The organism is Stappia sp. MMSF_3263 (assembly GCF_030733745.1).
In the GTDB taxonomy this organism is placed as follows: domain Bacteria; phylum Pseudomonadota; class Alphaproteobacteria; order Rhizobiales; family Stappiaceae; genus Stappia.
Genome location: NZ_JASHIK010000006.1, coordinates 1 through 15,645, shown reverse-complemented (window position 1 = coordinate 15,645; position 15,645 = coordinate 1). Strand labels below are relative to the sequence as shown.

Annotated in this window: 15 protein-coding genes and 1 tRNA gene; 11 read left to right on the top strand and 5 right to left on the bottom strand. The window is 67.5% G+C overall.

Features of this window, described 5'->3' with window-relative positions; genetic code table 11:
• Nucleotides 1-14: 14 nt before the first annotated feature.
• From RBB46_RS08670 to htpX, 3 genes are all read right to left on the bottom strand, one after another.
• Complete coding sequence (locus RBB46_RS08670; RefSeq protein WP_306028593.1) at nt 15-1,667, bottom strand: heparinase II/III family protein; 1,653 nt, start codon at nt 1,665-1,667, stop codon at nt 15-17.
• A 277-nt stretch (nt 1,668-1,944) separates the two neighbouring features.
• The gene (locus RBB46_RS08665; protein ID WP_306028592.1) at nt 1,945-3,417 is read right to left on the bottom strand and encodes an RsmB/NOP family class I SAM-dependent RNA methyltransferase; all 1,473 of its coding nucleotides are present in this window, start codon (nt 3,415-3,417) and stop codon (nt 1,945-1,947) included.
• Between the two features lie 100 nt (nt 3,418-3,517).
• Nucleotides 3,518-4,516 (bottom strand): zinc metalloprotease HtpX, encoded by a 999-nt coding sequence (gene htpX / locus RBB46_RS08660; protein WP_306028591.1) that lies wholly within the window; start codon nt 4,514-4,516, stop codon nt 3,518-3,520.
• A 163-nt stretch (nt 4,517-4,679) separates the two neighbouring features.
• On the opposite strand from htpX, the gene RBB46_RS08655 reads away from it, so the two are divergent.
• The 8 genes from RBB46_RS08655 (at nt 4,680) to RBB46_RS08620 (ending at nt 12,668) form a co-directional block, all read left to right on the top strand.
• Nucleotides 4,680-4,913, top strand: coding sequence for a DUF1674 domain-containing protein (locus RBB46_RS08655; RefSeq protein ID WP_306028590.1), 234 nt, complete (start codon nt 4,680-4,682; stop codon nt 4,911-4,913).
• 190 nt (nt 4,914-5,103) lie between these two features.
• Nucleotides 5,104-6,357 carry an aminotransferase class I/II-fold pyridoxal phosphate-dependent enzyme gene (locus RBB46_RS08650; RefSeq protein ID WP_306028589.1) on the top strand — a complete coding sequence of 418 codons (1,254 nt, stop codon included), beginning with the start codon at nt 5,104-5,106 and terminating at the stop codon, nt 6,355-6,357.
• A gap of 3 nt (nt 6,358-6,360) precedes the next feature.
• The gene (locus tag RBB46_RS08645) at nt 6,361-9,135 is read left to right on the top strand and encodes a DNA translocase FtsK (RefSeq protein WP_306028588.1); all 2,775 of its coding nucleotides are present in this window, start codon (nt 6,361-6,363) and stop codon (nt 9,133-9,135) included.
• 125 nt (nt 9,136-9,260) lie between these two features.
• The gene (locus RBB46_RS08640) at nt 9,261-9,902 is read left to right on the top strand and encodes an outer-membrane lipoprotein carrier protein LolA (protein WP_306028587.1); all 642 of its coding nucleotides are present in this window, start codon (nt 9,261-9,263) and stop codon (nt 9,900-9,902) included.
• Nucleotides 9,903-9,954: 52 nt separating this feature from the next.
• Nucleotides 9,955-11,154, top strand: a complete 1,200-nt coding sequence (locus RBB46_RS08635) for an ATP-dependent carboxylate-amine ligase (RefSeq protein WP_306028586.1) — start codon at nt 9,955-9,957, stop codon at nt 11,152-11,154.
• Nucleotides 11,155-11,267: 113 nt separating this feature from the next.
• Complete coding sequence (locus RBB46_RS08630; RefSeq protein WP_306028585.1) at nt 11,268-11,522, top strand: hypothetical protein; 255 nt, start codon at nt 11,268-11,270, stop codon at nt 11,520-11,522.
• Nucleotides 11,523-11,526: 4 nt separating this feature from the next.
• Nucleotides 11,527-12,087, top strand: coding sequence for a hypothetical protein (locus RBB46_RS08625; protein ID WP_306028584.1), 561 nt, complete (start codon nt 11,527-11,529; stop codon nt 12,085-12,087).
• A gap of 56 nt (nt 12,088-12,143) precedes the next feature.
• On the top strand, nt 12,144-12,668 hold the full coding sequence (locus RBB46_RS08620; RefSeq protein ID WP_306028583.1) for a hypothetical protein: 525 nt from the start codon (nt 12,144-12,146) through the stop codon (nt 12,666-12,668).
• 143 nt (nt 12,669-12,811) lie between these two features.
• Here RBB46_RS08620 and RBB46_RS08615 read toward each other — a convergent pair.
• Nucleotides 12,812-12,887, bottom strand: a tRNA-Ala gene (locus RBB46_RS08615).
• A 267-nt stretch (nt 12,888-13,154) separates the two neighbouring features.
• Between RBB46_RS08615 and RBB46_RS08610 the strand changes: the two genes are divergently transcribed.
• From RBB46_RS08610 to folD, 3 genes are read left to right on the top strand one after another with little or no spacing between them, the layout of a single operon-like run.
• Nucleotides 13,155-13,445, top strand: coding sequence for a YggT family protein (locus RBB46_RS08610; RefSeq protein ID WP_306028582.1), 291 nt, complete (start codon nt 13,155-13,157; stop codon nt 13,443-13,445).
• A 43-nt stretch (nt 13,446-13,488) separates the two neighbouring features.
• On the top strand, nt 13,489-13,845 hold the full coding sequence (locus RBB46_RS08605) for a DUF167 family protein (protein WP_306028581.1): 357 nt from the start codon (nt 13,489-13,491) through the stop codon (nt 13,843-13,845).
• Nucleotides 13,846-13,875: 30 nt separating this feature from the next.
• The gene (folD, locus tag RBB46_RS08600; RefSeq protein ID WP_306028580.1) at nt 13,876-14,769 is read left to right on the top strand and encodes a bifunctional methylenetetrahydrofolate dehydrogenase/methenyltetrahydrofolate cyclohydrolase FolD; all 894 of its coding nucleotides are present in this window, start codon (nt 13,876-13,878) and stop codon (nt 14,767-14,769) included.
• An 86-nt stretch (nt 14,770-14,855) separates the two neighbouring features.
• Here folD and RBB46_RS08595 read toward each other — a convergent pair whose 3' ends face one another.
• On the bottom strand, nt 14,856-15,512 hold the full coding sequence (locus tag RBB46_RS08595; RefSeq protein WP_306028579.1) for a VUT family protein: 657 nt from the start codon (nt 15,510-15,512) through the stop codon (nt 14,856-14,858).
• Nucleotides 15,513-15,645: the final 133 nt, after the last annotated feature.

Below are 15,645 nucleotides of genomic sequence, written 5' to 3'. Positions count from 1 at the left end.
GATGGCCGGGAGGGTCAAAGGTCGAGTTCGCCGCCGGTCGTGTCGCTGACCCTGCGGCGCGCCGCCTTGGGCGCGGCCGTGCGGCAGAACTGCCAGGCCGCCTCGCGGCGATGGGTGACGCGGCCATAGATGACGATCTGCTCGCAGCGGCGATGGCCATAGCTGTCGGAGAGATAGATGGATTCCTCGATGGCCGTCTCGCAGCCGGGGGCCACGAACTCCCAGGCCTCCCCGTCCGGGGCGACCAGCAGGATCGCCGTGCCCGAACGGATCGTGCTTGCCTTGATCGACGGGTGCAGGTGGAAGCGGATCGCGTATTCGTCGCTGCGCGAGGTCTTGCCAAGCGCGCGGAAGCGGTCGACGCCGTCGAGCACGCTGCCATCCTCGGACAGGGTCAGGTCCCGCTCGTGGATCAGCCGGTGGGTGTCCTGGTAGCCGTTGTGGCTGGCGACGATCCGGATGCCGGATGGGCTTTCCTCGCGGTCGACCGGCACCAGGGTCGGGCCGGCGAGGATCGGTGCGCCGAGCCAGCCGCCATAGCGGGTTTCCGGCAGGAAGCGGGCGGAGGAAGTGTCGTCGATTGTTGCCGTCGAATGGGCGGCGGTCGAGCGGGAGACGGCGCGCCAGACGCCGCGCTCGCTGTTGGAAACGCCGCAATTGACGATGATCCGGGTGCGGCGCGACGACATCTCGAACGACAGGCAGCCGGCATGGGCGCCAAGGCTGAGGGGGGCCTCCGGCGGCGTGCCCGTTTCCATCAGGACCAGCGTGTCGCCGGCGGACAGGCGCTGGTAGCCGGAATAGGGCGCGTTGACCGGCGGGCTGCCGCGCGCGTCGTCATAGGCCAGGATGGTTGCAACGAGATCGGCCGGCGTCGAGCCCATGCCGTTGAAATGCGCGAAGGTGCCGTCGCCGTGCCGGAAGAAGCGGATCATCGGCATCATCCGGTCGATCGCCTGCATCACCGTCGGCGAGGCCGGCATGCCCTGCATGGTGAGCGCCTGGCGCACGGGCAGCAGGTCGACCAGGATGTCGAGAAGGGCGGCCGGGTTGCGCGAGACATGGCCGCCATCGGCGAGGATCTGCCGGGCCAGTTCCTGGTCAAGCCGCCTCAGGCTCTGGCGCACGAAGCGGCCCTGGCCAGACATGGAAACGGTGGCGGCGGCCACGGCGATCGCCGCCTGCAGGCGCGGCACCCCGTCGGGCGTCTCGTTCATGGTGCGGCGCAGGTAGCGCACCTGGCGGGCGAGCGAGCGCAGGAAACGGCGATAGAACTCGCGGTCGCAACCGTTGAGAATGAGCGGTGACTGGGACAGCCAGGCGAGCACGCGGCGAGCGACGACCGCCTGTTCCCAGGCGGTGTCCTGCCAGTAGCCGCAGCTGCGGATCCAGTCGTCGACAAGGGCGCGGGCGTTCTGCCGCGCGACCACCGTGTCGGCCGCCTTGAGATGGCGTAGCCAGCCGAAGCCGTGCAGCGCCCGGGCCCAGTCGGCGGAGGGGGCGGGAATCTCGAAGGGGGACTGGCCGGAGGCCTCGACCATCTGCCCGGCGAAGAGGAACCGTCCGGCGTAGATGTCGGCGGCATTGGTGCCGTCGGCGGTCCTCAGGTCCTGCGGTGCGATGAGCAGCCGCGCCGGCGAGCCGGCGAACGGGCGCCAGCGGAACATCGGGCCGCCATGAACCCAGCGCAACAAGGATTGCCAGGCGGTCTGCGCAAGGAGACGCCACACCCGAGCCCTTTCGGCAAAGGAGAGAAGCGTCGCTTGCGTCAATGTACCCCCCTCGCGCCTGTCTCGTCGTACCGGAGCCCTTTCGCGAATCCTGTTCATCCGCAACCTAAAGTGTCCGGGAACAGGGTTAGCGATCCGTTACCGATTTGAGCGCGATTCGAAACAAGTGACCTGTCAAAAATGCAGGGCTCGAAGGGTTCGGGCCATTTGCGTCCTAACTCCGCACCAGACGGGCGGCATAGAAGCCGTCGAGACCGCCGCTGGCGAGCGGGTCGAGCGGCAGCGAAACCGGCAGCGTGCGGAGTTCGCCGCGCGGCGTGACAACGCCCTCGATGCCGACCTCCTCCGGCGTCAGGGCCGAAATCCGGAATTCGGGACGGGCGGCCAGGAAGCGGGTGATCACGTCCTCGCCCTCGCCCGGCTCAAGCGAGCAGGTGCAATAGACCAGCGTGCCGGCCGGCGACAGCCAGTCGGCGGCGCGCTCCAGCAGGGCGAATTGCTGCTCGGCGAGGGTGGCGACGTCGCCGGGGCGCCGGTTCCAGGCAACGTCCGGATGCCGGCGGATGGTGCCGGTCGCCGAACAGGGGGCATCGAGCAGGATCGCATCGAAGGGGGCATCCGGCGTGTACTGGGCAAGGTCGGCGGAAACGACGTCCGCCTCGAAGCCGAGCCTTGCCAGGTTCTCCGACAGGCGCTCCAGCCGCCGGGCCGAGATGTCGATCGCCGTGACGCGGGCGCCGCCTGCGCAAAGCTGGGCGGTCTTGCCGCCCGGCGCGGCACACAGATCGGCGACGCGCTTGCCCGCGACATCGCCGAGCAGGCGGGCGGGAAGGCTTGCCGCCGCATCCTGCACCCACCAGGCGCCTTCATTGTAGCCTTCCAGCGCCTCGACACGGCCGCCCGGCCGGACAAGGCGGACGGTGTTGCCGGCGATGACGCGGCCGCCGAGCCGTTCGGCCCAGCCGTCCGCACCGTCCTTGACGGCGAGATCGAGATTGGGCTCGTGCAGGTGCATGGCGGCGATGGCGAGCGCGGTTTCCTCGCCATAGGCCTTCTGCCAGGCGGCGAAGAGCCAGACCGGTACGTTGCGCCAGGGCGCGGCATTGGCGGCAAGCAACTCCTCACGCTCCGCCGTCATCCGTCGGAGCACGGCGTTGATCAGCCCCTTGTAGCGGCGGGTGCGCCCGTCCCGGTCGGCGATGGTGACCGCGATGGCAACGGCGGCGCGGTCGGGGATCTCCATGAACAGGATCTGGGCCGCCGCCACATGCAGGATGTCTAGGACCAGGCCGGTCTTCTCCGGCACGGGGCGCTCGAGCAGCCGGTCGAGGATGGCGGCGATCTGGCCGCGCCGGCGCAGTGCGGTGCCGAGAATGGCGCGCACCAGAGCGCGATCCCTTGCCTCCAGCGCGAAGAGCTCGGGATGGCCGCCGGTCTCGCGCAGCTCCTCGTCCAGCGGACGGCGCTCGCCGATCACCTTGTTGAGGATGTCGACGGCAATCTTGCGGGCCGGGATGCCGGCGGTCGCCGGTTCGGCCTTTTCGGAAGGCCGGGGGCCGGACGCGCGCGGTCCGCCGGCCCGTTTCGGGTCGTGCCTGCCACCCGCTTTGCCGCCCTTCCCGGGAGCGCCATTGCGCCGGCCCTTGTGCGGCTTGCCTTTGGAATTGTCCTGGTTCGGTCCGGTCACGATGCCTGCGATGTCTGGGATGCGGAAAACCGCGAAGGCGCGGGTATGCACCCGCACGCCGCGGTTTCACAAGGAAAAAGGTTGGCGGTCCGCCCGGAATTCAGCCCCAGGGGCCGCGTGTGTCGGTGTTGCGCCGCGAGGAGGCGCGTCCCCAGGGGCCGGGAGGGTCGGTGCGCGGCGCGCTGCGCGTTTCGCCGGCGCCGGCGCCGGCCCTGCCCGAGCGGCCGGACGCGATGCCGAATCCGCCCTCGCCGCCCATGCGGTCCGCCATTTCCTGCAGCGCGCGGATGCGGTTGTCGGTGTTCGGATGGGTGGAGAACAGGTTGTCCATCCGCTCGCCCGACAGCGGGTTGATGATGAACATGTGCGCGGTCGCCGGATTGCGCTCGGCGTCGGGGTTGTGAATGCGCGCCGCGCCGCCGGCGATCTTGTTCAGCGCCGAGGCAAGCCAGATCGGATTGCCGCAGATCTCCGCTCCCATGCGGTCGGCGGCGTATTCGCGCGTGCGGCTGATCGCCATCTGCACCAGCATGGCGGCGAGGGGGGCGACGATCATCGCCAGCAGCACGCCGACGAAGCCGAGCGGATTGTTGTTCTCCCGGTTGCCGCCGAAGAAGAAAGCGAAATTGGCGAGCATCGAGATCGCGCCGGCAATCGTCGCCGTGATCGTCATGATCAACGTGTCGTGGTTCTTCACATGGGCAAGCTCGTGCGCCATGACGCCGGCGACTTCCTCGCGCGACAGGCTGTTGAGCAGGCCGGTCGTCGCCGCGACCGCCGCGTTCTGCGGGTTGCGGCCGGTGGCGAAGGCGTTGGGCTGCGGATTGTCGATCAGGTAGACCTTCGGCATCGGCAGGTCGGCGCGGGCCGCGAGCTCGCGCACCATGTGGAACAGTTCCGGCGCCTGGGCTTCGCTGGCTTCCACCGCATGGTGCATGCGCAGCACCATCTTGTCGGAGTTCCAGTAGCTGAAGAGGTTCATCGCGGCGGCGACGAGCAGCGCGATCATCATGCCGCTCTGGCCGCCGATCATGAAGCCGATGCCCATGAACAGCGCCGTCATCGCGGCAAGCAGCAGTGCGGTGCGGAAATAGTTCATGTCACCCGTCCGTCTGGTCGTCCGCAGGCCTGATCGCCTGTCCTGTCACTGGCCGGAGCGGCCTGTTTCGCCCTATATGTTGGCGGAGGTGCGATTTTCTGCAAGAGAGGACCGTGTCGAGCCGGCGCCGGAAGGCGCGTTTTCCCTGACGAACGAGACGAGCATGAGTGAGCAAGACGATACCGGCACGGGCAAGGGTGCCCCGGACGAGACCCCGCGCCGCCGGCCCGAGGACCTGCCGGAGGCGGCCCGACGGGCGCTGGCGGAGGCGGAAGAACGCCGGCGCGAGATCGATGCGCGGGGCAAGTCGATGCCGCGCGAGATCGACGGCCGCGGCGGGCTCGAGCCGACGCGCTACGCCGACTGGGAGATCAAGGGCATCACCTGCGACTTCTGATATGCGGGACGGATGCAGGTTCCGCAGCCTTGGTTAATGAGGGATTTACCATCGGGGGCTAGGCTTCGGCGTCACAAGCAGTCCTTTCCGGCGCTGCCGCTTGCGCGGTGGACCGGGAGGGCGCGATTTCCAGTGAGCTGGGGCAGGCGTCGGCGACGGGCCGGCCTCCCCGGGGAGTGGTACGAGCCGAATGTCCGTTTCTTCCGCCCAGACTTCCGCCCAGAGTTCCGACGGCAGGCCTTCGCAAGGCACGACCGTCGCAACGCTGCCTTCGGCCAATCCGTTCGAGCGGCTGGCGGCGTTGCTTGCCGGCCTTTCGCCCGGCGGCGAACCGATCGTCATGACGATCGGCGAACCGCGCCATGCGGTGCCGGATTTCGTCGGGCCCGTCCTCGCCGGCAATCTCAAGGATTTCAGCCGCTATCCGAATATTCGCGGCACGGATGCCTTTCGCGAATCGGTCGCCGCCTGGCTCGACCGTCGCTACGGCCTGCAAGGCAGCCTCGATCCGGCACGCGGCATCCTGCCGCTCAACGGCTCGCGCGAGGGCCTGACCTTCGCCGCCATCGGCGCCCGCGACTATCTGAAGAAGCCGGGGGCTGCGCGACCGACGGTGCTGATGCCCAACCCCTTCTACCAGACCTATGCGGCGGCGGCACATGTGGCGGATGCCGAGACGGTGACGCTCGATGCGCGGGCGGAAACCGGCTTTCTCCCTGACCTGGACGCGATCGACCCTGCCGTTCTGGAACGGGCGGTTGCCTTCTTCTATGCCTCGCCCGCCAACCCGCAGGGCGCGGCGGCAAGCCTCGCCGACTGGTCGAAGCTGATCGGTCTTGCCCGAAAGCACCGTTTCCTCGTGGTCGCCGACGAGTGCTATTCCGAGATCTATCGCAGCGCGCCGCCGGCCGGTGTGCTCCAGGCCGCCCATGCGATGGGCGAGGGCCACGCCAATGTCATCACGATAAATTCGCTGTCGAAGCGCTCGAATCTCGCCGGCCTGCGGTGCGGATTCGCCGCCGGCGATCCGGACTTTCTCGACGCCTGGTCGCGGTTCCGCGGTCTCGCCGCGCCGCAGGTGTCGATGCCGCTGCAGGCGGTCGCGGCGGCGGCCTTTGCCGACGAGGCGCATGTGGTCGAGAACCGGCGTCTCTACAACGCCAAGTTTGCGGTCGCGGAAAGGCTGCTGGCGCCGCTGTTCGGCAAGGTCGTGCCCGAGGGCGGCTTTTTCCTGTGGCTGGACGTCGCGCGGTTCGGCGGCGGCGTCGAGGTGACGCGCCGGCTGTGGGCCGAGGCCGGGGTCAAGGTGCTTCCCGGGGCCTATCTGGCCATGGACGGGGCGGCCGGAAACCCGGGTGCGGACTATATCCGTCTTGCCCTGGTGGATGATGAAAAGACCGTCGAGGCGGGGCTTGCCCGCCTGGTCGACGTGCTGGGAGGCTGAAGGATGCGCCGCACCACCCCGATCAGAAGCGGCCGTGCCGCGGCCCTGGGCCTTGAAGACACGGAAGCCCCGTTCAAGCGGTTCATGAGGCGCAACATGATCGGCGCGGCCGGTCTGGCGCTGATCGCGCTCTGTGCGGCGCTGGCCTCCGCGCTCGCCACCTGGTCGACGACGGATCCGAGCTTCAGCCATGCCACGTCCGGGCCGGTGCGCAATGCGCTGGGCCAGCCCGGCGCGGTCGTCGCGGACCTCTTCATGCAGGCGATCGGCCTTGCCTCGGCGGTGTTCCTGGTGCCGGTGGTGCTGTGGGGCTGGCGGCTGGTCGCGGCGCGTGCCACGCGCATCGCGCCGCGCCGCATCGCCTTCTGGGGCGCCGGCACGCTGCTTGCCGCCGGTGCGCTCGCCGCCCTTCCCGTTCCCGCCAGCTGGCCGCTGCCGACCGGGCTTGGCGGGTTCCTTGGCGATTTCATTCACCGCTTCCCGGCGATGCTCACCGGCGAGCTGACGCAGGGCATGGCGATGATCGTCGGCATGCTCGGGCTCGGTGTTCCCGCCGCGGTGTTCATGCTGCGCGCGGCCGGATGGCTTGGCCGAGATCCGCAGCCCGCGCCGCGCCCCCTGCCCGAGCCGTCCCGCCATGCCCGTTCGGTCGGGGCCGTGCCGGATCACGGCGAGGATGAGGAGGACGAGGACGAAGGCGGCGGCCGCTTCTCCGCTTTTGCCGGAGCCGTCACCCATTTCGGCCTTCTGGCGCGCGCCAACCTGCGCCGGCTGACCGGTCGCGGCGGCAGTGCCCGCCGGCGCTCGTCCGACCCTTATGACGACGATTTCATCGATGGCGGCCATGACGGCGACTGGGACGAGGCCGACGCTCCGGTCGAGGAGGACGACGATCCGGTGCACCGCCATGGCGGGTTCTCGGCGCTGCGTCGCCGTCTCGCCAACCGGCTGTTGCCGCCGGAGGACGACGGGCTCGACGCCTTTTACGGTGGCGGGGCGCCGGCCGAACCGGAAATCGAGGACCCCTATGCGGACGAGGCCGATTTCGACGCCGGCCCGACCATCGACGACCTGCCGGACCTTGATGAGGATGACGGCTCGGGCGAGCTCGGCACGCCGCTGCCGCGCGCCATCGCCGGGCCCGCCGGACGGACCACGCCGCCACCTGCCGGACGCGTCGTGCCGCCGGCCGGCCGGCCGAAGCCGGGGCGCCGCGTGACGGAGGAGGCGCAGCCCTCCTTCCTGCGCAATCCGGGCGTCTACGAGCTGCCGCCGCTGCACCTGCTGTCGGAGCCCAAGGCGACTTCGAAGCAGACGGCCATCAACACCGATGCGCTGGAGCAGAATGCCCGCATCCTGGAAGGGGTGCTGGAGGATTTCGGCGTGCGCGGCGAGATCATCGAGGTGCGTCCGGGCCCCGTCGTGACGCTCTACGAGCTGGAGCCGGCGCCGGGCATCAAGTCGTCCCGCGTCATCGGCCTTGCCGACGACATCGCCCGCTCGATGAGCGCCATCTCGGCGCGCGTCGCGGTCATTCCGGGCAAGAACGCGATCGGCATCGAGCTGCCCAACCAGCGCCGCGAGACGGTTTATCTGCGCGAACTGCTCGCCGCCAACGACTACGAGAAGACCAAGGCCAAGCTGGCGCTGACGCTGGGCAAGACCATCGGCGGCGAACCGGTCATCGCCGATCTTGCCCGCATGCCGCACCTGCTCGTCGCCGGCACCACCGGCTCGGGCAAGTCGGTCGCCATCAACACGATGATCCTGTCGCTGCTCTACCGGCTGGAGCCGGAGCAGTGCAAGCTGATCATGATCGACCCGAAGATGCTCGAACTGTCGATCTATGACGGCATTCCCCATCTGCTGACGCCGGTCGTCACCGACCCGAAAAAGGCGGTGGTGGCGCTCAAGTGGACCGTCCGCGAGATGGAGGAGCGCTACAAGAAGATGTCGAAGATGGGCGTGCGCAACATCGACGGCTACAACACGCGCGTCGCCCAGGCGATGGAGAAGGGCGAGGTCTTCACCCGCACGGTGCAGACCGGTTTCGACCGTCACACCGGCGAGCCGATCTTCGAGGACGAGGAGCTGCCGCTCGAGACGATGCCGTATATCGTCGTCATCGTCGACGAGATGGCCGACCTGATGATGGTCGCCGGCAAGGACATCGAAGGCGCCATCCAGCGGCTTGCCCAGATGGCGCGCGCCGCCGGCATCCACCTGATCATGGCAACGCAGCGCCCTTCGGTCGACGTCATCACCGGCACGATCAAGGCGAACTTCCCGACCCGCATCTCCTTCCAGGTGACCTCGAAGATCGACAGCCGCACGATCCTCGGCGAGCAGGGCGCGGAGCAGCTTCTGGGCCAGGGCGACATGCTCTACATGGCCGGCGGCGGCCGCATCCAGCGCGTCCATGGCCCCTTCGTCGCCGACGAGGAGGTCGAGCACATCGTCAGCCACCTGAAGCGGCAGGGCACGCCACAATATCTGGAGGCGGTGACGGAGGAGGACGAGGTCTCCGACAGCCCCTATGACGCGCTCGCCGGTGGCGGCGACGGCGACGAGGGCAACGACCTCTACGACAAGGCGGTGGCCATCGTGCTGCGCGACAAGAAAGCCTCGACCTCCTATATCCAGCGCCGCCTGTCGATCGGCTACAACCGCGCCGCCTCGATCATCGAGCGGATGGAGAACGAGGGGCTCGTGGGTCCGGCCAATCATGCCGGCAAGCGCGAGATCCTGGTGCAGAACGGGGTCGAGGACGATTATTGACGGTGACGGGCGGCAAGCCGGCGACACGTCGCAACTTTGCCACAGGCGCCTGTTAGCGCATCCTGACAATTGACGGCGCAGGCGCGACCCCGCGTCCGCCTTGCCAAGCCGACGGAGCCTTTGCAATGACCACCGCTCGCCGCACTTTCCTCGCCCTGGCCACCGGCGCGTTTCTCGCGCTTGCAGGGGGCGTGCCCGCCTGGGCCGCCACGCTTGATGCCGAGCAGAAGAAGACGCTGGCCGAGGTGAATTCCTATTTCAACTCGGTGAAGACCATGCATGGCGACTTCATCCAGTTCGGTCCCAATGGCGAACGGGCGGAAGGCAAGTTCTACATGGCCCGGCCGGGCAAGATCCGCTTTTACTACAACCCGCCGGCCAAGGTGGACATCGTCGCCGACGGCAAGTCGGTCTCGGTCAAGGACCGCAAGCTCGCCACCCAGGATATCTGGCCGCTGAAGGAGACGCCGCTGCGTTTCCTTCTCGCCGACAAGATCAACCTGGAGGCCGATGCCGAGGTCGCCAATGTCTCGGTGGAGCCGGACCTGGTCACCGTGGTGCTGGCCGACAATTCGACCTTCGGCACCGGCAAGCTGACGCTGATCTTCGATGCGGCGTCGATCGCGCTGAAGCAGTGGACGGTGACGGACGCGCAGGGCTACGACACCTCTGTGGCGATCTACAACACCACGGTCAACGGCCCGACCAATCCGAAGCTCTTCCATATCGACTACAACGCCAACCTGATGCAGCGCCGCGGCAACTGAGCCGCGCGGGCAGGGCTTGCGCGAAAGAAGGCCGCGGGGGGCGGACCAGGGCGTGCGTGACGCGAAACGGGATGCGCCCGCACGACGCCGGGTGCCGGTCTTCGTCGAGATCCTGACGCGGCTGGCGCGCGCGCGCGGCGCGCGGGTCGAGGTCGAGCCGGTCTACGGCTATGCCGGGGCGCTGGTCGAGGCGTCCGGCCGCCGCCACTTTTTCAAGGGCACCCATTTCGACATCAACCGGGCCGGCGCGGCGGCGCTTGCCCGCGACAAGGACTATGCGGCGCGGTTTCTCGCCGCCGCCGGGCTTGCCGTGCCGCGCGGCGTGCTGCTGCACAGCCCGCGCCGTGCCGCCCAGCTTGCCCTGAAAAATCCCGATGTCGCCGCGCGCCTGCCGGCGCGCGATGCGGCACGCGCCTTTGCCGGCGACACCGGCTATCCCGTCTTCGTCAAGCCGAACGAGGGATCGGAAGGCGAGGGCGTCACCCGGGCCGGGGACATGGCCGCGCTCGACCTGGCGCTCGACACGCTGTTTGCGGTGCATGAGAGGGTGCTGGTGCAGCAGGCGGTGGCGGGCGCCGACATTCGCGTCGTGGTGCTCGACGGCAAGGTGGAGGCCGCCTTCCTGCGCCGCCCGCTGGCCGTTTCCGGCGATGGGGTGACGCCGCTTTCCGCGCTGATCGCGGCGGAGATCGCCGGCTTTTCCAGCGGCGGCAAGGGCAGCCGCATTGCTCCCGATGATCCGCGCATCCTCGCCCATCTCGCCTCGGCCGGCCTTGGCCCGGACAGCGTGCCGGCATCCGGCGCTATCGTGCCGCTCTTGGCCAATGCCAACCTTTCGACCGGCGGCACCGCCCGGGACATCACGGACAAGCTGTCACCGGAGCTGGCGGATGCCGCGCTGCTTGCCTGCGCGGCGCTCGGCCTGCGCTTTGCCGGTGTCGACCTTTTGCATGAGGGGGAAGTGGAACGTTCCGCTGCCGGTGAGACGGCTATCGGGGGACGCGCCACCGGTGAACCGCCTGCCGAGGCGAGTGCAGCCCGTGCTTCGCCGGTCGGCACTTCCTTCGATCGGGGTCCGCTGGTTGGGGGGCTTGTCGCAAGCGCGCCGATGGATGCGATGTCGCGCCCGGTGGTGCTGGAGGTCAATGCCGCGCCGGGTCTCTCGTATTTCCAACGGTTGGGACCAGAGGCCGCCGCTCGCGTCGAGACGATCTACGCGCATCTCCTCGACGCACTGCTGGGTGGTGGGTAGCGCTATTGCCTGTTTCGGGTGTGCTGGCGCTGGTCGAACAACCAAGTCATAGTACGAGCAGTGACAGTTTTTATTTTGTCGTTTGACAATTTAATATTCTTGGAGCATTGCTGTTGGCACGCGACCGTCATCCGAAGAAGGAAATCGAGAAGGTTCTGCGCGAGCTTGAGCAGCTTGGTTGGACCGTCGAGCGGCGCGTCGGAAAGGGTCATGCTTGGGGGCTGTTGCGCTGTCCGAAGCCCCGTGAGGATTGCCGGTGCGGCCTGTTCTGCCAGATGACGATCAATTCGACGCCGCAGAACCCGTCGAACCACGCGGCAAAGCTGCGGCAGAAGGCGCTCGGATGCGTCGGGGCAGGGAAGGGGTAAAAAGATGGCTGAACTGCTGGAGTTCGAGCTTGTTTTTGCGCTGCCCTCGGGCATACATGATCCCTTCATGCTGTCCGATACGGTGTTCGAGGCGGGCTTTGAGGATGCGGTCATCGGTTCCGGAGATCGGCGCCTGCTGGCCGTGCAGATCGAGGCGGCGGGGGAGGATCCGGAGCGTGTCATCTTGGATGCCGCGCGTGCCATTTTGGCAGGCTTGCCTGCCGGAACCCGGATCCGTGAGGTCCGACCTGATCTCGTCAGCCTCGCGGATGTTGCGGAGAAGCTGGATGTGAAGCGGCAGGCGCTGCAGCAGCGCGAGATGCCGCCGCCCGTCGCGGGGGGGCTCTATCGCATTGACGAAATGCTGGAGGTCCTGACGCGGGCCCTGGAGCCGCAAGCCGGCCGTCGTCGTCCCCGTTTCGATCTGGAGGCGGCGCGCAAATGGTTTGTCGCCGGCCGAGCCGCGCGGCGAATCAATGCCCGGCTGACGACGCGCGAACTCGACCCGGTGACGCTCGAGACCGTGCCCGGCAGTGCTGGCGATGGGCGCCGGAAGGTGGGCTGAGGGACGATCCCGCCGCGATACATGGAGATATATTTCCATCAATTTTTGAGGTTGCATTGAAAAACATTCCAGATCATGAGCGTCAGGCAGTAATTTGGAGTTTTTATAAACCGCGCCATACCCACGCGTGGAACATGCTTGTATTGTCTTGGCGAGCATTTGATGCGCCATCTGACGCCGATATGCCATTTGAAGACGAGTATCTGTGGGAGAACTTCATAATTCGACTGTGGTTGTATCGGAGTGCGGTAAAAACGTTGACACGATTGAGTGCTGTAAGTGCAGACGCAAGAGACATCCTTGCGAAATTTGATCGGAGTTTCGAGGTAAGCGGTCAGAATAGCCTAAAAACCATCCGCGATATGATTGAGCATTTCGATGACTACGCGGCGGGTATTGGTCGCGGCCCAGCGATGCGTGAAGACGAACTCGACCCGTGGCGAAAAATTTCGCGCGACATGTTTGAACGTGGAAGGTTTGTGATCTTCAGGATATCCGCATATGACGCTGCGATAAACTTGCGGTCGGATGCGAAGCAGGTAAGTGACGCGTTTATAACGTGGTACAAATCTTCATGTTGAAATATTGTTATACCTGCATGGTCACGTCTTCATGCTTCTTCGCAGAGTTTCAAACGAAGACAGGCCGTAAAATAGCCAAGCTGGACTTCAAATTGAAGCTGCGGATCTTGGCGTAGAAAACTGGCGCGAATGATTTCAGAGCTTGGTGGAGCCGAGGGGAATCGAACCCCTGACCTCTGCAGTGCGATTGCAGCGCTCTCCCATCTGAGCTACGGCCCCGCGCTCGTCGAGCGTGAGCGGCATTTAGGAGAGGGCGGGTGTTGCTGTCAAGCGATTCCCCGGTCGGTGCCCGGGTCCGGTGTGGACCGTCGGGAGGGCGTATTGCCGCGTACCGCCGGTTGCCGTCCGCCGGGCATGCCGGCGCGGTGCGGGCCGGCAGCGGGGCCACGCATGCGGGCCGCCCGCGAGAGCCTTGCGGGCCGCGTCCGTCGCGGTTACATGAGGGGAAACCGTCCGACCCGCCGCCAAGCCGGAGCCCCGACCTTCATGCGCGCCATTCTCGACGTCATCCTCATCATCCTCAATCTCTATACGTGGGTGATCATCGCCAGCGCGATCTTCTCCTGGCTCTATGCCTTCAACGTGATCAATTCGAGCAACCAGTTCGTCGGCATGATCGGCCAGGCGCTCTACAACCTGACCGAGCCGCTGCTGCGCCCGATCCGCCGCGTCGTGCCGGCCATGGGCGGGCTCGATATCTCGCCGATCGTGCTGTTGCTCGGCATCTTCCTGCTGCAGCGGATCATCGCCTATTACATCTATCCCAACGTCTTTTGACGCTGTCGGCCTCCTGTGAGGCCTTGAGGCGAGGGTCCCTGCGATGAGCGCGGAGGGGGCGGCTCCGCTCGCCTGGAGCCATTGTGAAGGTGGCGTCCGGTTGCATGTCAGGGCGAGCCCGCGCGCCTCGCGCGATGCGGTCGAGGGCCTCAAGCTGCTCTCCGACGGGCGCGCCGTGCTGGCGGTCAGGGTGCGGGCGGTTGCCGACAAGGGCGCGGCCAATGCGGCGGTCGCAGCGCTTCTTGCCAGGACGCTAGGCCTTGCCAAGGGCGAGGTGCGGCTCGTCTCGGGGACGAGCGCGCGGCTGAAGACCTTTCTCCTGAGCGCTCGCGATGACGCGGATGCGCAAGCGATTGCCGCTCGCCTTGCCGACATGACCGGCGCGGCGCGGCTAGAATGACCTGAGTTCGGCGGTTTTTCCGGAGGTTCCATGACTGCAAAGCTGATCGACGGCAAGGCGCGGGCCGCGCGCCTGCGCGGCGATGTCCGCGAGGCGGTGTCCGCGCTGAAGGCGGCCCACGGGCTGATGCCGGGGCTGGCCGTGGTGCTGGTCGGCGAGGACCCGGCCAGCCAGGTCTATGTCGCCAACAAGGTGCGCCAGACCGAGGAATGCGGCATGCGCTCGATCGAGCACCGGCTCGACGAGACGACGACGGAAGATGCGCTTCTGGAACTGGTCGCACGGCTCAATGCCGACCCGGATGTCGACGGCATTCTGGTGCAGATGCCGCTGCCCGCCCATATCGACACGGACAGGATCGTGCTTGCCATCGACCCGGCCAAGGATGTCGACGGATTGCATCCGACCAATGCCGGGCGCATCGTCCTCGGCCGCCCGGGGCTGGTGCCCTGCACGCCGAAAGGCTGCGTGCTGCTGGCGCGCGAGGCGATGGGGGATCTTTCCGGCGTCAATGCCGTGGTGCTCGGTCGCTCGATCCTCGTGGGCAAGCCGGTCGCCCTTCTTCTGCAGAACGAGAATTGCACGGTGACCATGGCGCATTCGCGTTCGCGCGACGTCGCAGCGCTCTGCCGCCAGGCGGACCTGCTGGTGGCCGCCGTCGGGCGTCCGGAAATGGTGCGCGGCGACTGGATTCGGCCCGGCGCGACGGTGATCGATGTCGGCATCAACCGGATCGCCGCGCCGGAGCGGGGCGAGGGCAAGACGCGGCTTGTCGGCGATGTCGCCTTCGAGGAGGCGTCGCAGGTCGCCGGCGCGATCACGCCGGTGCCCGGCGGTGTCGGGCCGATGACGATCGCCTGCCTGCTCGCCAACACGGTGCAGGCGGCCTGTGCCCGGCGTGGCATCGAGGCGCCGACGCTTTAGGGCATGGATGCATGACCTGAAACAAAAGACCCCGGCGCGGAGGGTTCCGCCCGGGGTCTTTTGTTTGCTGCGGCGCGGTTGCCGGTTCAGGCGCGGCCGGCACTCCGGCCTGCCGGCACCAGCCAGGCGAGCAGCAGGCGGTAGGGCAGCAGCAGCGCCGCGGCGACGAGGAGCTTCACCGTCATGTCGCCGGCGGCCCAGGAGAGCCAGCGCGGCGCTTCCAGCGTGAAGACGCCAAGGAGCGGCGCGACCTCGGTGGCAAAGGCGTCGCCATAGCCGAGCAGCGGCGTTGCCGCGGCGGAAAAGGCGAGGCCGAAGAACAACGCCGTGTCGAGCGCCGAGGCAATCACCGAGGAGACGGCCGGCGCCAGCCACCAGGCGAAGCGGCGCAGCCGGTCGAAGACGGCGATGTCGAGCAGATGCGCCATCAGGAAGGCGGAGCCGGAGGCAATGGCGATGCGCGGCGTCGCCAGCCAGACGGAGAGCGCCAGGGCAAGGGCGAAGCCGACGAGCACCACCTTGCGCGCCGCCTTCGGGCCGAAGCGGCGGTTGGTCAGGTCGGTGACCAGGAAGGCAGCCGGATAGGTGAAGGCGCCCCAGGTCAGCAGGTCGGCCAGGTTGATGCCGCCGAGCGTGCCATGCACCGGATACTGGACCAGCACGTTGGAGGCTACGATGACCACGGCCATGGCGGCGATTGCCGGCACGAAGCGGTTCAGGGAAAAGCGTTCTGCGTCCGTCATCTTGCCAGGGCTCCGGCCGTCAAGGGGTGGTAGCCGCCGCCATCACGGTGGCGACAAGGCGGTGCCGACAAACGCCAAAAGAGGCGCGAAGGGCGCCTCTTGCGGGTGTTTCTCGGCGTCGCGCGGGGCGTCC

Bases quoted from the DNA above. Each gene is read 5' to 3' on its own strand.
- RBB46_RS08670 (WP_306028593.1), bottom strand. From the start codon at position 1,667: ATGTTCCGCTGGCGCCCGTTCGCCGGCTCGCCGGCGCGGCTGCTCATC.
- htpX (WP_306028591.1), bottom strand. From the start codon at position 4,516: ATGAACTATTTCCGCACCGCACTGCTGCTTGCCGCGATGACGGCGCTG.
- RBB46_RS08655 (WP_306028590.1), top strand. From the start codon at position 4,680: ATGAGTGAGCAAGACGATACCGGCACGGGCAAGGGTGCCCCGGACGAG.
- RBB46_RS08650 (WP_306028589.1), top strand. From the start codon at position 5,104: ATGTCCGTTTCTTCCGCCCAGACTTCCGCCCAGAGTTCCGACGGCAGG.
- RBB46_RS08645 (WP_306028588.1), top strand. From the start codon at position 6,361: ATGCGCCGCACCACCCCGATCAGAAGCGGCCGTGCCGCGGCCCTGGGC.
- RBB46_RS08640 (WP_306028587.1), top strand. From the start codon at position 9,261: ATGACCACCGCTCGCCGCACTTTCCTCGCCCTGGCCACCGGCGCGTTT.
- RBB46_RS08625 (WP_306028584.1), top strand. From the start codon at position 11,527: ATGGCTGAACTGCTGGAGTTCGAGCTTGTTTTTGCGCTGCCCTCGGGC.
- RBB46_RS08610 (WP_306028582.1), top strand. From the start codon at position 13,155: ATGCGCGCCATTCTCGACGTCATCCTCATCATCCTCAATCTCTATACG.
- RBB46_RS08605 (WP_306028581.1), top strand. From the start codon at position 13,489: ATGAGCGCGGAGGGGGCGGCTCCGCTCGCCTGGAGCCATTGTGAAGGT.
- folD (WP_306028580.1), top strand. From the start codon at position 13,876: ATGACTGCAAAGCTGATCGACGGCAAGGCGCGGGCCGCGCGCCTGCGC.
- RBB46_RS08595 (WP_306028579.1), bottom strand. From the start codon at position 15,512: ATGACGGACGCAGAACGCTTTTCCCTGAACCGCTTCGTGCCGGCAATC.